The organism is Methylobacterium sp. J-092 (genome assembly GCF_022829325.1).
Classification (GTDB): domain Bacteria; phylum Pseudomonadota; class Alphaproteobacteria; order Rhizobiales; family Beijerinckiaceae; genus Methylobacterium.
On sequence record NZ_JAKSXU010000020.1, the window covers coordinates 1 to 13944 of the forward strand.

General features: G+C 63.3%; 12 protein-coding genes. 8 read left to right on the plus strand and 4 right to left on the minus strand.

Annotated elements, in window-relative coordinates; translation table 11 throughout:
- The 4 genes from MKK60_RS00305 to MKK60_RS00320 all read right to left on the minus strand — a co-directional run.
- Positions 1–321: hypothetical protein (locus MKK60_RS00305; RefSeq protein ID WP_243983434.1), on the minus strand; the 321-nt coding region annotated here is incomplete at its 3' end.
- 424 nt (positions 322–745) lie between these two features.
- On the minus strand, positions 746–2407 hold the full coding sequence (locus MKK60_RS00310; RefSeq protein WP_243983435.1) for a methyl-accepting chemotaxis protein: 1662 nt from the start codon (positions 2405–2407) through the stop codon (positions 746–748).
- A gap of 23 nt (positions 2408–2430) precedes the next feature.
- A complete protein-coding gene (locus MKK60_RS00315; protein WP_243983436.1) occupies positions 2431–3441 on the minus strand; it encodes a cytochrome-c peroxidase in 1011 nt (336 codons plus the stop codon).
- Positions 3442–3984: 543 nt separating this feature from the next.
- Positions 3985–4449, minus strand: a complete 465-nt coding sequence (locus MKK60_RS00320; RefSeq protein WP_243983437.1) for a hypothetical protein — start codon at positions 4447–4449, stop codon at positions 3985–3987.
- A 731-nt stretch (positions 4450–5180) separates the two neighbouring features.
- Between MKK60_RS00320 and MKK60_RS00325 the strand changes: the two genes are divergently transcribed.
- The 8 genes from MKK60_RS00325 to MKK60_RS00370 all read left to right on the plus strand — a co-directional run bounded on the left by MKK60_RS00325 (position 5181) and on the right by MKK60_RS00370 (position 13938).
- On the plus strand, positions 5181–5717 hold the full coding sequence (locus MKK60_RS00325; protein WP_243983438.1) for a DUF2059 domain-containing protein: 537 nt from the start codon (positions 5181–5183) through the stop codon (positions 5715–5717).
- Positions 5718–5919: 202 nt separating this feature from the next.
- Positions 5920–6249, plus strand: a complete 330-nt coding sequence (locus MKK60_RS00330) for a hypothetical protein (protein ID WP_243983439.1) — start codon at positions 5920–5922, stop codon at positions 6247–6249.
- 414 nt (positions 6250–6663) lie between these two features.
- Positions 6664–10158 (plus strand): hypothetical protein, encoded by a 3495-nt coding sequence (locus MKK60_RS28365; RefSeq protein WP_279603914.1) that lies wholly within the window; start codon positions 6664–6666, stop codon positions 10156–10158.
- A 1-nt stretch (position 10159) separates the two neighbouring features.
- Entirely contained in the window at positions 10160–10816 is a 657-nt protein-coding gene (locus tag MKK60_RS00350; protein ID WP_243983440.1) for a hypothetical protein, read from the plus strand.
- Positions 10817–11187: 371 nt separating this feature from the next.
- A complete protein-coding gene (gene parA / locus MKK60_RS00355; RefSeq protein ID WP_243983441.1) occupies positions 11188–11850 on the plus strand; it encodes a ParA family partition ATPase in 663 nt (220 codons plus the stop codon).
- On the plus strand, positions 11847–12134 hold the full coding sequence (locus MKK60_RS00360; RefSeq protein WP_243983442.1) for a ribbon-helix-helix domain-containing protein: 288 nt from the start codon (positions 11847–11849) through the stop codon (positions 12132–12134). The genes parA and MKK60_RS00360 overlap by 4 nt, the downstream gene beginning before the upstream one ends.
- Positions 12135–12659: 525 nt before the next feature.
- Positions 12660–12974, plus strand: coding sequence for a hypothetical protein (locus tag MKK60_RS00365; RefSeq protein WP_243983443.1), 315 nt, complete (start codon positions 12660–12662; stop codon positions 12972–12974).
- A 7-nt stretch (positions 12975–12981) separates the two neighbouring features.
- On the plus strand, positions 12982–13938 hold the full coding sequence (locus tag MKK60_RS00370; protein ID WP_409567342.1) for a site-specific integrase: 957 nt from the start codon (positions 12982–12984) through the stop codon (positions 13936–13938).
- The last annotated feature ends 6 nt before the right edge of the window (positions 13939–13944 follow it).

The window sequence follows — 13944 nt, forward strand, 5'->3', positions numbered from 1 at the left end:
CGGGAGAACGGCGGTGGTACGGCAGCCAAGCAGATCAGAGCCGTAGACAATGCCGGACCATCCTCCGAGACGTTCGCAAACTAGGACGGGCTCGGCCTCGCGAAGGCGGTCGATCTCCTTGAAGGGCTCGTTTTCACCGGGCCCATTTCGGACAGAGATAGTTCCATCAGCCTGATCGGTCAGACCCGCTACGCGCCCTTGCGTTGGACAAGCGTCCTTGCCGATCTCTCCTGGGATGACGATCGGAACGGCAAGAGGCGCCTCCTCGGCGCGGGCAAAACCTGGAATGGCCAGGGCAGCGAGGAGAAGCAGCGCGCGCATGTGGTAGGCCTTAAAGCAGGCCATAAGCCGACGCCGACGGTTCCTGTTCCCCGCCGCATCGACCTTTACACGATCACCCGGCCCGAGGCTTTACCGGCATGGTGCAGGGAACTGGCTCGCATCCATATCGCCGGCTTTAAACGCTCGTGCCGACAACAAGCATGATGGGGATGTGTCGGTAGAAGTGTCGCTAGGCTTTGCCGTCCCAGTGCATACAAGGTTCTTCCGAACGACCAAAAAGAAAACCCGTTCAAACGACGAGCGCCCCAGGAGATGGACTCCTGAGGCGCTGTTTGACCTAGCGGCCAGTTTGATTGGGCTGGGGATCCCTAGGGAAGTGTCCAATACGACCTCAACGCCCGCGATGTTCGCCGCTCCTGTAAGGATCAAATTGTCCAGATTTTTTTGAAGCCGATCCTAGAAATCATGCCGCGCGCACATTAGCAAGGAACTGCCGCATCTCTGCACGTAAGGAATGGGACTGTCCGGCCAGCGTGTCAGCGGCGACTGCAACCGATTGTGCGGCATTACCCGCGCTTTCTGCCGAACGCGCGACCTCAGAAATGTTCACGGTTACTTGGTCCGTACCCGCCGAGGCATGGACCATGCTCCGCATAATCTCTTGCGTCGTGGCACCCTGCTCCTCAATGCCGGCAGCGATACTCATCGTTACGCCGTTCATTGCATGAATTTGCCCGACGATGTCCCGAATTGCCTCCGCCGCCCCATCCGTGGCTGCTTGGATTGCTGTAATCTGTCGGCCGATCTCTTCAGTCGCTCGGGCGGTCTGGGTCGCTAGGTCCTTCACCTCGGCGGCAACGATGGCAAACCCGCGACCAGCCTGCCCAGCGCGTGCCGCCTCAATCGTAGCGTTGAGCGCCAAGAGGTTCGTCTGTCCAGCGATGCTTGAAACAATGCCCGTTACGTCACCAATGCGCGTTGCGGCCGCAGCGAGATCGACCATGGTCCGCTCAGTTCGGGAGACCGCTTGCACAGCGGACGCCGACATCGCAGTCGCCTGTTCAACCTGCCGACCAATTTCCCCGACCGTCACGCCGATCTCTTCCGCCGCCGCCGCCACGGCGTGGACGTTGTCGCTGGTTTGCCGCGCGGCTCCAGCCGCGGTGGCCGAGCGATGAGCGGTGCCATCGACAGCTGCCGACATCGTGTTGGATGAGGCTTGCAGGCTGCCGACCGCTTGCCCGACATGTTCGACGATTGCGCCGACAGAGCGTTCAAACTGATCAGCGAGATCACGCAGCAGTGCTCGTCGTGCCTGCTCCTCGCGCAGGCGACCGGCCTCGGTCGTCGCGAGTTGCTTGGCAGCTTCGGCCAGCGACATATCACGAACCGCCACAACAGCCCGGGCGATGTCACCGATTTCGTCGCTGCGGTTGGCACCCAAGAGCCTGACGCTGGTATCGCCCTGTGCTAGGCGGCTGGTATCAGTAGTAAGACGAACCAGCGGCTTCGCCAGGCCCCCTGCGAGCCACCACGCGGTCGCCGAACCGAGGAGTACTACAGCGCTCGCAAGCCCGAGCATCATCCAGATCTTCGAGGCTGTCGCTTCACGGGTCGATACGATCTGAGTGCGGGCATCCTCTGCTGCGAGTGCAACAATCTCATCGAAGCGCTTTTGTAGGCCGCGGCCTTGCCGTATCAATCGCTCCTGAGTGGGGATCTCTCGCGCTGGTCGGATGCCGAGCAGGATCTCTGCATCAGCGCGCCACTGACGTGCGTCCGTATCCGTGCTTCGCGATAACGTCTGCATCCGGTCGGACAATGCGGTGTTCTTCAAACGTCCGAGCAAACCCATCAACTCGTCACTCGCTGCAGTGAACTGAGCGTTGATGGGGGCCATATCGATAAGGTCGGTCATCGCGGTCACGCGTGCCAGTAGTTCTTCCGCTTGGCGAAAATCATCTCGGGCCGCCCGGCTGACTTCGTTCGCCTCACTCGTGCGCTCAGTGAGTGTTGCAAGATCGGTCACCGCTCCAAGGCCGACGAGACCGGTCACACCTGATAGCAGAGCTGTCAGGAGCATGAAGGCGAGTAGGGGAAGAAGGATCTTATAGCGGATCGACATCGTGCGAGGTCCCGTCGTCGGCGTCAATTTGGCAGGTTCGGCAGGGCGGTCTGCGTCTGCTCGGCTGTTAAGGTGCGCAAAAAGGCGATCAGATCCGAGTGCTCCCCGGCGCTAAGGCTTAATGGCTTCATCAGCGGCGACTTGGATGGCCGTGGAATGCCACCACTTTCGTAGAAGGTGATGATCGCATCGAGGTCGGCAAACTGGCCAGCATGGCCGAATGGAGCGCGGTAGGTCAGATTGCGTAGGCCCGGCGTCTTGAAGGCGTACTGCGCGAGTGGATCGTCGGGCGTGAATGCTGCCCGACCGACATCCTTGGTCGGAATGCCAATGTCGTGGAACTGATTGTCCGTGAAGTTCCAGCCCGTATGGCATCCTGCGCATCCAGCCTTGCCGTTGAACAAAGCAAAGCCGCGTCGCGCAGCAGGCGAAATCGCTGCATCGTCTCCCTCAATCCAGCGGTCAAACGGTGCGGATCCGGCCACGATCGAGCGTTCGTAGGTCGCAATCGCCGTGAGGATGTTGTCTTGCGTGACACCATCCATCGGGAATAATTTTTTAAACGACGTATTGTATTCTGGAATACCCTTCAGGCGCCCGATAATCTGCGGAAACTTGCCATCCATTTCTCCTTCCGCAGTAATTGGGCCCATGGCCTGGAGTTCCAGGTTAGGCGCACGCCCATCCCAAAACAATGGTGATATCCAAGCTGCGTTCAGTACAGTTGGAGCCTTTCTCGGCAAAGGTTTATTGGTTGCACCGATCGCGCCTGCAACTGGGACTTCAAAGCCAAAAGATGGATTGTGGCAGCTCGCACAGCTAAGGTTCTGCTTTCCGCTTAAACGGGGATCGAAAAATAACATTTTCCCGAGAGTGGCCAGTTGCGGTGAATAGGGCGCCTCGTCTGGAAATGGAATGAGATCAGGCCGTTTATAGCTTTGTTTTTGATCGCTATAGTCTTGAGATTGGGCGTTGATGCTGGCGAGAAATAAACCTGCAGCCAGAACCGGGGCGATCTTCCGCAAGAGCGGCATGACTGTCCTTAACGATATCTACATATTGATGATTATTAAACCATACAATGACATCCTTAATTAAGCACTAATTATTTTTCTAATCTGTTAGGGGCTCTGCTTAAATTGCTTTTGCATCACATTCATTGATAGCCTACCGGTGGGTCACAACCTTAAATTTGAACGGGCGAGGTATGAAGAGTATAGGTTGTAAAAGATATCGGCTGCTCTAACGGGTGTGATCCTTTCTCCTCTATCAGAAGTAAGGTTTTTCGGTTCGGAAATTTGATAAAGTATGTGCTCGGTTAAGACGTCGCCGGACATACTGATGTATGAGCGTCTATGTCCCCAACGGCATGCACGGTTGACCGAAGCGCATCCGAGGCATCGGACAAGCCCGGCTCGCCCTTCGCCGCGTTCGCCCTGATCGTCAGCAGGTAAGCCTCGGCGTTGCGCGCGGTACGGATCGCGTCGGCCAGTCCACCGACCGATGGCGCGAAGCAGGGTAGCAACCCTGTGCTGGTGAGAATATCGTCATCGTTCGTCATACCGCCCGGCTACATGTCATCGCCGCATGGCTCTGACCGGCTCCGGCACCCGCTTGGCTCCTCGCAAGCCATTTGGGTGAGAGCGACCCTGCCGTTCCGGCAGCTTCTTTGCCGGTGCCGCTGGTTCTGTTTTCCCCGTATCTAACACCCTCTTATCCGTGGGGTGCATCAGTTTGCACCCACCCCCCTCGGCCGAGAGCCGGCGTCCTCGTCGCATCCACGCCTGCCATTCTCGGCTGATGATGCGCAGCAGGTTCGGATCGGACTTCCTTCCCTGGTGGCGCCGCTCCTGGATCGTCAGCAGGCCGTCGCCCTCGGCGAGGCGGATCGCAGCCTGGGCCAACCGTCGGCACACACCGGCACGCGCTGCGATGGCGTCGATACAGAGTCCGCACACGCCCTTGCCCGCGACCTCGTCGCCGACGATGCGCAGCACCGCGAGTTGCCCGGTCGTGAACCTGCTGGCGAGGGCCGGCGGCATCGGGCCAGAACAGGCCAGCAGTCGGCGACGGTCTCGCGAGGCTGATCGATCGGGCGAGACGGCCGCCCGCCGAGGTGGGAACAGACTCGCACGGCCGGCGGGGATGCCAACGGGCCGGATACTCTCTCGGATCGCGCTGCGACGCCCGTGGAAGGCGTTCGGCAAGCGCCTGGGCCTCCGCGTCGCCCAAGGCGCCTGACCCGTGCCCCTGCCACACCTGGCGCGATAGCTCGTCCATCTGCGCAAGCGTCCGCGCGCCGTCGATCGCGGCGGCCATAGTTGCGTGAAACATCACTCACAGCCCTGCTCGGGCCGCGTCAAAGCAGGGGGGCTCGGCGTGAACCGTCCCCGGCAAAAGGCAAAGCGCCATCGTTTCGGGAAGCGATCCCAATTGACTCCCGGCGGGAGCTATGATGTCTGGGGGGCAGCTCTGCGGTCCCCGGACCTCACTCGATTTCGACGGCCTCACCCTTGCCGGGGTGGGGCCGTTGGCGTTTTGGGCTTAGGTCTTTCTCGCGGCCTTGATCCCTTGTTCCAACCGGCTCACGACTCGCCACGGGGCGCGCATAGCCGGACATGGCATGTCGGCTGGGTGACACCGTTAAGTCAACGTTGCGGAGTGGATCGTCACTGGCGTCGTTGACGGTTGATGCAGCCGACATCGAGCATGGTACGAGAGCAGGCGTCCGGCCGCAGGGCTGCGTCGTCCCTAATCGCGATCGGATCAGCCAATGCGCCGCTTAGCCCTTATCGCTTATTGCCTCGCCGTTTCCGTCCCGACCGTGGCAATGCCGCAGTCAGCAGCCAAGCCGGCCACCCCGGCTGTCACGCCTGATCCTGCGACCCTGAAGGCGGCACGCGAGGTCGTCGCGCAGATGCAGGGGGATCGTACCGCGCTGCTGAACGCGATGGCAGCACCCATGGTCGGCATGATGCAGCAGATCGGGGTCAAGCAGCAGGATCAGGCCCAGGCCTTGGTCCAGGAGGTGGTGCTGCCCACCCTCACGGCACACTTCGACGAGCTGCTGGACATCCAGGCACGCGGCTTCGCTGCGGCCCTCGGCAAGGACGACCTGCAGGTTATCGCTGCGTTCTACGCCACCCCGACCGGCAAGCGCCTGGTCGCTGCCCAGCCCCAACTCGCACAAGCGCAGCTCGTAGGAACGCAGCAGTGGATGCAGTCGGTGACGCCTGAGATGCAGGGCAAGCTGACCAAGGCAATCCAGGCCCACGGGTGGGGATCGGCCGGACCAGCGAAACCGCGCTGACGGCACGGTAGCGAGGGCGGCCGCACCGCCATGATAGGATCGTGCGTCAGTTTCAAGATGCTGTGCGGGCGGGGAGCTTGGCGCCGCTGGCCGGTTCCAACGAAACGAGGGCCTGAGACCGATGGACAACGTTATTGCATTCCGCCCGCCCGCCGTGGCGCCTCTTGTCCCGCCGGCACCCTCGCCGACCGAGACCCGGCGCATGATCGAGGAAGCGGCACAGACCGCCCTGGACACCGCCGACAACCTGCTCGCGATCCTTGACCGCATGGACGGCGACGCGGATGCTGAGGACAGCGGAGACGCGGAACCCTCGCCCGCTGCGCCCGAGAACCATCACGGCAGTCAGGTCGTGTGGCTGCGCGGGAACGACTGGGACCGCGAGGCCGAGGTGCCGGAGACCGTGTTGCCGGTTGTGGTGGCCGAGCCGGCAATGATCCCATTTGCGGCACTGCCCTGGGGTGGTCGGGGCAACATCCTCACCGTTGCTGGCGTAGCTTTGCTCGACATGGTAGCGGGAGGCATTCGCTAATTCAAATCAATACTTCGCACGTAGCAGGCCGAGGCCTAATCGTTGTTTATTTTATATGATGGGTGGGAAATAATAGACCAAATTTAAGCTAAACAACCTCATTTTAATCATCCATGGGCATAAGCAATTTATGTGACTAAAAAGTCTCAGCGAGATGGACTTAGCGCTCAATAACGGAGTCGCTATTTCGGTATGAGCGACTTTATAGGAAGGACGTACCCCTGTCCGCAGCTGCTGCCTTGAACAGCGCGCGGTGTGAGAGAGGGCGCCATGAGTGAGCAGACGAAGGCGAAGCCGCGCCGGAGCCGCACCAGCTCCAACACTACTTACGCCGGCCTTGTGGTCGCGAGCCTCGGCAATGGACAACGTCGCCAACTGATAGCCTCCCTGCGGCTGGCTTGCCGCTGCCTCGGCATGGGACGAGGCGGTCGCATTGGCGCGCTAGGGGTGGGTGGTGGTGTCACCTCGCTGGTCGCACCCTTGGCGCTGGCTGCGGTAGCAGGGCTGGGGAGCGTTGCTGCACCAAGCCCAGCCTTTGCGCAATTCATATGCGCAGCAAATGGCGGGGGGACCGGTGGTGCTACTGCTTCCGGCGGTAGCGTTGCCTGCGGATCTGGTGCGGCGGCGACTGGAACTGACTCAACAGCCGTCGGGAGACAATCTACAGCAATTGGCTTTGGCTCTTCAGCTTTTGGTGCCGTAAACGCCGCTACAGGTTATGGAAGTGTTGCTATCGGTACTAACGCTTTAGCCGGCGGAGCTCCTATCACTACACCGAGTAGTCCGCCTAGAAATAGTTTTACAAACAACTACACCACTGCGGTTGGAACTGCAGCTCAAGCAGGCAGCGCAGCTGCCGGTCAAGCCAATGCCACAGCGGTAGGTACTTTAGCTCGAGCCAACGCCGCTAATGCAACAGCGGTTGGCAGTTTTACTCAGGCCAACGCCGCTAATGCAACAGCGGTTGGCCAAGGCGCTACTGCGACTGCTGCGGACGCTGTCGCCCTTGGTCAGGGCTCGGTTGCTGATACTGCTAACACTGTTTCGGTCGGCACGACCGCCGCCCAACGCCGCATCGTCAACGTTGCGGATGGGACTGCAGCGACCGATGCAGCCACCTTCGGCCAGCTCACCAACACCAACACCAACGTCACCACCAACAGCAACAACATCACCGCTTTGCAGGACGGCACAGCCGGTCCGTTCCGGGCTAACAATGCGAACAATCGGGCCGCGCCGAGTGCTACGGGTGCAGACGCTGTAGCTGGCGGTTTCGGGGCGGTAGCTAACGGTGCGCTAGCAACCGCACTTGGCAACACGGCCAACGCCACCGGTGACCAAGCCACCGCCACCGGGGCCGCAAGCATTGCCAACGGAGCTTTTGCGTCGGCCTACGGCTATGGTGCCAACGCCGCCGGTGGTCAGGCAACTGCAGTCGGTCTCAACAGTGCCGCCACTGGCGATAATGCCTCCGCCCTCGGACGAAGCGCCGCCGCCACCGGTGCCAACGCCACGGCGATTGGTTACAACAGTGTCGCCAACGGCACCAACGCGACCTCCACCGGCTTTGGTGCGAATGCCACCGGGTTTGCAGCCGCCGCCTACGGGCAAGGCACGCGAGCGACGGGCGAGTTCGCTACCGCCAACGGCTTCCAAGCCAATGCTGCAGGCGATCAGGCAACTGCCGTGGGAGCGACCAGCATCGCCAACGGCGCGTTCGCTTCGGCTTATGGCTATGGTGCCAACGCGGCAGGAGGACAGGCGACTGCGGTAGGCCTCAGTAGCGCTGCAACTGGCCAGAACGCCTCCGCCTTCGGACGAAACGCTACAGCTACCGGCGATAACGCGACCGCCACCGGCTACACCAGCTTGGCTAATGGCGTCCAGGCGACCGCTAATGGCTACAACGCCAACGCAACCGGGGCCGTCGCCTCCGCCTTCGGTAACACGTCGTCTGCCAACGGCTTCGGAGCATCGGCTTTTGGTAGCGGAGCGACCGCCACGGGTGAGAGCGCCTCCGCCTTCGGCCGTCGCTCCATCGCCAACGGGGCCGGTGCGTCTGCCTTCGGTCTCAGCGCAAACGCCGTCGGCGCCCAGGCAACGGCCTTGGGAGGGACGGCCAACGCGACGGGAGCCAACGCGACGGCCGTCGGGTTCGGCAGTGCCGCGACCAACGACACGGCGACGGCGATCGGCCAGGGCGCGCAGGCGACCGCTGCAGGTGCCGTCGCCCTCGGCCAGGGCTCAATCGCTAACCAGGCCAACACCGTCGCTGTTGGGGCAGCGGGTGCTGAACGGCGGATCGTAAACGTTGCTGACGGCACGGCCGCCACGGACGCAGTCAATCTTGGGCAGCTGCAGGCGGCTGGCCAGCAGGCAGTCAACGGCGTCAACAACCTCGGTACGACTACCGCGGCGGCCATCGGCGGTGGTGCGACCTACAATCCGGCGACGACCAGCATCACCGGACCTAACTACCAGTTGAACGGGTCGGGCCAGACCTTCACCAACGTGGTGGCCGGTCAGCAGGCGCTTGCCAATGGCGCAGCGGGCCCTGTTCAGTATGCCACGCCAGGCACGCCCTCGAACGCGCTAAACCTCGTCGGCACTGGCGCTCCCGTGACACTGGGTAACGTTGCTGCGGGCGCTGTCGCAGCAGGCTCGACCGAGGCAGTGAATGGGGGGCAGCTTTTCACGACCAACCAGCAGATCACTGCTCTGCAGAACGGCTCCACTGGTCTCGTGCAGCAGGCGACACCAACCTCTCCGATTACGGTTGGTGCAGCTACCGCTGGGACGCTCGTAAGCGTGGCCGGTACCGCAGGCAACCGCCAGATCACGGGGGTGGCTGCCGGAAACCTTGGCGCTACGTCGAGTGATGCCATCAACGGCTCGCAGCTGTTCGCCACGAACCAGCAAGTGGCTGGCAACAGCGCGGCCATTGGCGTGTTGCAGGGGCAGACTGCCACCAACACCGGCAACATCACCGCCCTCCAGACCGGACAGGCCGGCCCGTTCCGTGCCAACAATACGGACGGTTTCGCGGCCCCCCAGGCCAGTGGTGCGAATGCCGTCGCCGGTGGGTTCGGCTCTGTCGCTTCCGGCGGGAGCACCACAGCTATCGGCACCGGCGCTCAGGCGACCATGGCCGGCGCCACCGCGATCGGTGCAGGAGCCGTCGCGACCGCCGATCCCACGACGGCAGTCGGCTTCAATGCTGCAGCAACGGGTAACGAGGCGTCGGCCTTCGGCGCCTTTGCAACGGCCTCTGGCACGAACAGCACGGCGCTCGGTCGTTCGGCCACGGCTGTCGGCAATAGCGCAACGGCGGTGGGCTTCGGCTCCAACGCTACCGGGGCCGGGTCGGTCGCGGTTGGTGTCGGCGCCTCGGCGCAGCAGGCCAATAGCGTGGCGGTCGGTACCGGTGTAGCGACGACCCGCGCCAATCAGGTTGCGGTTGGCACGGCCGGGCAGACCTACACCTTGGCTGGCGTGACCTCGGCGCAGAGCCTTGCGGCTCAGACGGGTGGGACCGGGTTTGTGACTACGGACGCAGCCGGCAATCTCGCTGCCTCCGGTATCGGACCGAACAACATCGCCGCTCTTGATGGCCGGGTCGGAAACCTTGAGGCAGGGCTAAGCAACTTGGGCCGCTATGCCTACCAAAGCCGGATCGAGTCGCGTCGAGGGATCGCTGCTGTTGCAGCTACGGCCCCGGTCCTGATGCCCTCAGCGCCCGGCAGGACCACGATGAGCTTCAAGGCGTCGAGCTACCGCGGCGAGTATGGTGGTGGGTTTACGGTTGCCCATCGTCTGGACACCGCATTGCCTGTCGTGGTGTTCGGAAGCTACTCCAACGGAAGCGGGCGTGAGCACGTCGTGTCCGGCGGTGGTGGCTTCGAGTTCTAGTATGAAAAATCGCTCCGGCGCCGGCACCAAGTTGGCCGGCGCAGTCTCCCTGGTCGCCTTCGTCGTTGCTGCCAGCACAGCGCCGGTAGGCGCTCAACCGAGGCCATCGACACAGGCTCAGCAGCAGGCTGCACCTCAACCCGCGCAGATCGACCGGAATGGAGTGCTCATCCTGATCCGGTCCACCCTGCTTGCGCTCCATGAGGCGAACGAGACCGGCAACTACACGGTGCTGCGTGACCTCTCGGCGCCTGGGTTCCGGGATGCCAACACGGCCGCGCGTCTCGGAGAAATCTTCGCCAGCCAGCGCGCTCAGAAGCTCGACCTGTCCGGTGTGGCGGTTCTCGACCCACAACTCACCCTGCTGCCGCAGATCGAGTCGAACGGGCTGATGCGCATGGCGGGGTTCTTTCCCTCAGTGCCAAGCCAGGTGAACTTCGAGCTGTTGTTCGCACCGGTGGATGGTCGGTGGCGAGTGTTCGGGATCGCGGTCAACGTCGGTTCGTCAACGCCGACCGCGCCCTCCCCTGCTCCAACGCCGCCCACTGCGCAGGTAAGCGAGCAGAAGCGTGTGGAGCCTCCGAAGGGGAAGCCGGCCGCTCCAGCAACGCGCCCCGTGAAGCCGACCAATGGCGAGGCTGCTCCGGCAGGTCCCTAATCGGATCGATCCGTACCGCGGCCGGCGACAGGCGCCTGCTGCACTTCACCCGCCGCTGGCTCGCCTGCCATGCCGAAATTGCCGCGCTGAGCGGCGAACCGGAACGCGAGGATGCCGCTGCGGTACGGGCTACGTTGGCAGGGCATTTGCCGGGCGGCTCTATCATTAGAGCGCAGCCGGCTTGCATAGACCCGCCACGCTGCGGCCTGTTTGCCTAACATGCAGGCAAATAGTTTAGCTGGCAAGTGGGCCTGTGGGCAAGCCGTCAATCTTTATCCGCGACAGGTAGGTTCCCGCTGTGCTGAAACGACTAAGCGTGCGACTCGCGGGCTTGTGGGCAGGCGGGCACGAGGACAGGTAGGGAAGCGGGCGTGCGGACAATCGCGATCATCAGCCAGAAGGGCGGCGTTGGAAAATCCACCGTTGCCGTCCACCTTGCCGTTGCTGGCACGCTCGCCGGCTACCGCACGGCGCTGGTCGATCTGGACCCACAGGCTACGGCCCGGAAGTGGGGCGATAAGCGCGAGGCGTCCGAACCCGAAGTTATCGGCGACCATGCCGAGCGGTTGCCGCAGCTCGTGGAAGCCGCCCGTGCAAACGGTGCCGACCTCCTGGTGATCGATACGGCCCCGAACGCGGACCGGGCCTCTCTCGCTGCGGCCCGGGCGGCTGACCTTATTCTGATCCCATGCCGGCCGGCTGCGTTCGACCTCGAAGCGATCGAGGCAACACGGGATCTCGCGACCATCGCCAAGAAGCCGGCTTGGGTCGTGCTGTCGTCGGCGCCGATCCGCAGCGCGATCGTAGAGGAAGCGCGGCGCGGCCTAGAAGCGGACGGCTCGCCGGTGGCTCCGCAGGTGATCCATCAGCGGGTCGCCTACTCCTATGCCGTAATCGACGGACGCTCAGCCTCCGAGTATGAGCCGGACGGCAAAGCTGCCGAGGAAGTGACGGCCCTGTTTACGTGGGCATGCAAACAGGTTGGCTTGTCCGCGAGCGGGCGTGACGGCGTGAAGGCTGGGGGGCAAGGATGACGAAGCGGCCAAGTCTATTCGGGGCAAAGCCGAGCGCGATCATCCCCGAGGCCGCGGCTGAGGCCCGGCCCGCCACAGCTCTGCCGCAAGAGGCCGCTACCGCAACCCGGTACCCGAAGGCATCGACCCGCGAGGGCAAGCGCGTTGTTACGGCCTACGTCTCGCCAGAGGCTTTCCGGCAACTGAAGCGCCTCGCGGCCGACACGGACGCTCAGCAACAGGATCTCTTGTTGGAAGGCATCAACCTTCTGTTCGAGAAACACGGCTTGTCGCGGATCGCCTGATGATGTGCGCGCCCCTGCTACGCCGTGTCCTGTGCAGCCGACACATGGTTCTTGGCGCGGCTGGGGCGCTTGCGGTCGTCCATCTGTTCTGGGCCTACCTGTCACGAAGTGGGGCTGACCTCGCGCGGTGTGGCGCGCTCTGGGCCATCCTGACAGGCGTCTTAGTCGCGCGCCCCGTTCTGCAGCTTGGGTATCGTGGGTGGTTTGAGGCTTCCCAAGTGTTGGGCGGTGGGGGGCTACGTTCCGTCGTCGGAAGAAGTCGAGGCCAATCGCCAAGCCGCCATCGATGCGCGACACATCCAGGTCTACGGTCCGGCCCTCCTGATTGCCGGAACGCTGCTCTGGGGGTACGGCGACCTTCTTGGTGCGTGGCTCTTCCCGCCTGTCGCAGTCTGAGGCGATCACTCACCCGGCCCACCTGTGGGCAGGCCAACAATCAGGCTAGTGGGCCTTGCAGCAAGCCTGCATCCACTATAACTTTCGATAAACGTCATTCTCGGAAGTTTAAGGCGGTAGGCGGTCTCAATGGCGGCGATCGTTCTGATAGATGGGACCAACGGCGAGCGCCTTCCGGTGAAGCCGGCCTATGGCTCGCCGTGCAACGGTTGTGGCTACTGCTGCGCGACGCAGGCCTGCGGCGTGGCGCTCGAACATATCCCCGGTCATCCGGTCGAGGGTGCGTGCCAAACGATGGAATTCGAGGGCGGCTTGTTTCTCTGCGGCATGATCCGCCGGCCGGGGCACTACATGGGTCTTCCGAACGATTGGGCGGACGGCGTCCTCGGTGACATGATCGCGGCGGCCCTCGGGTCCGGGAAGGGATGCGATGCCGAGTTCTGAACCCCCGATGCAAGCCGTCGCGGTTCTGCCCCTCGCCGGGGGCAACCTTCCGGCCGACGCCCTCGCCCTGGTGCGGGACTATCAGCGCGCCTCGAAGGCCAGCGCCACGATCCGCGCCTACAAGTCGGACGCGGCGGTGTTCACGGCTTGGTGCATGGGCCATGGGGTCTCGTCGTTGCCGGCTTCGCCCGAAACGGTGGCGGCGTTCCTCTTACACGAGGCGGCAGCCGGGCGGGCATCATCCACGATCGGCCGGCGGCTCGCAGCCATCGCCTACGCGCACAAGCTCGCCGGCCTCCCCGACCCCGGCGCGCATGAGACGGTGCATGCGGTCATTAAGGGCATCCGGCGTCGGCCAGATATGGATATCCGGCAGAAGACGGCTGCGACGGCTGAGGTGCTGGCAGCCATGCTCTCACACGCTCCGTCTGGGCTCGCCGGCAAGCGTGATCGGGCCTTGCTCGGTCTCGGGTTCGCGGGTGCCTTCCGGCGATCCGAGCTGGCCGCGCTGCTGGTCTCTGACCTGACCGACCACGCCGATGGCCTGCGCGTACTGATCCGGCGATCGAAGACCGATCAGGAGGGCAGGGGGACCGAGAAGGCGATCCCGCACGGTCGGCACGTTCGGCCGGTGGCGCTGCTGCGGGACTGGCTCTCGGCTGCTGGCATCACGGACGGGCCGGTGTTCAGGCCGATCTCTCGCTCGGGCCGCATCCGGGGCGAGGCCCTGACGGATCGCAGCATCGGGGACATCGTGAAGCGGTATGCCGGGGCGGCCGGGTTCGATCCGGCAGCGTTCGGTGGGCATTCCCTGCGCGCTGGGTTCGTAACGACGGCGGCCGAGCGTGGGGCCGACCTCGCGCGTATCATGGAGGTGTCGGGGCACCGCGATCCGAGGACGGTACTCGGCTACGTCAGGAGGGCGAACGCCTTCAAGGATCATGCGGGAAGCGGGTTTTTGTGAAGCCTA

Bases quoted from the DNA above. Each gene is read 5' to 3' on its own strand.
- MKK60_RS00310 (WP_243983435.1), bottom strand. From the start codon at position 2,407: ATGTCGATCCGCTATAAGATCCTTCTTCCCCTACTCGCCTTCATGCTC.
- MKK60_RS00315 (WP_243983436.1), bottom strand. From the start codon at position 3,441: ATGCCGCTCTTGCGGAAGATCGCCCCGGTTCTGGCTGCAGGTTTATTT.
- MKK60_RS00320 (WP_243983437.1), bottom strand. From the start codon at position 4,449: ATGCCGCCGGCCCTCGCCAGCAGGTTCACGACCGGGCAACTCGCGGTG.
- MKK60_RS00325 (WP_243983438.1), top strand. From the start codon at position 5,181: ATGCGCCGCTTAGCCCTTATCGCTTATTGCCTCGCCGTTTCCGTCCCG.
- MKK60_RS00330 (WP_243983439.1), top strand. From the start codon at position 5,920: ATGATCGAGGAAGCGGCACAGACCGCCCTGGACACCGCCGACAACCTG.
- MKK60_RS28365 (WP_279603914.1), top strand. From the start codon at position 6,664: ATGGGACGAGGCGGTCGCATTGGCGCGCTAGGGGTGGGTGGTGGTGTC.
- MKK60_RS00350 (WP_243983440.1), top strand. From the start codon at position 10,160: ATGAAAAATCGCTCCGGCGCCGGCACCAAGTTGGCCGGCGCAGTCTCC.
- MKK60_RS00360 (WP_243983442.1), top strand. From the start codon at position 11,847: ATGACGAAGCGGCCAAGTCTATTCGGGGCAAAGCCGAGCGCGATCATC.
- MKK60_RS00365 (WP_243983443.1), top strand. From the start codon at position 12,660: ATGGCGGCGATCGTTCTGATAGATGGGACCAACGGCGAGCGCCTTCCG.
- MKK60_RS00370 (WP_409567342.1), top strand. From the start codon at position 12,982: ATGCAAGCCGTCGCGGTTCTGCCCCTCGCCGGGGGCAACCTTCCGGCC.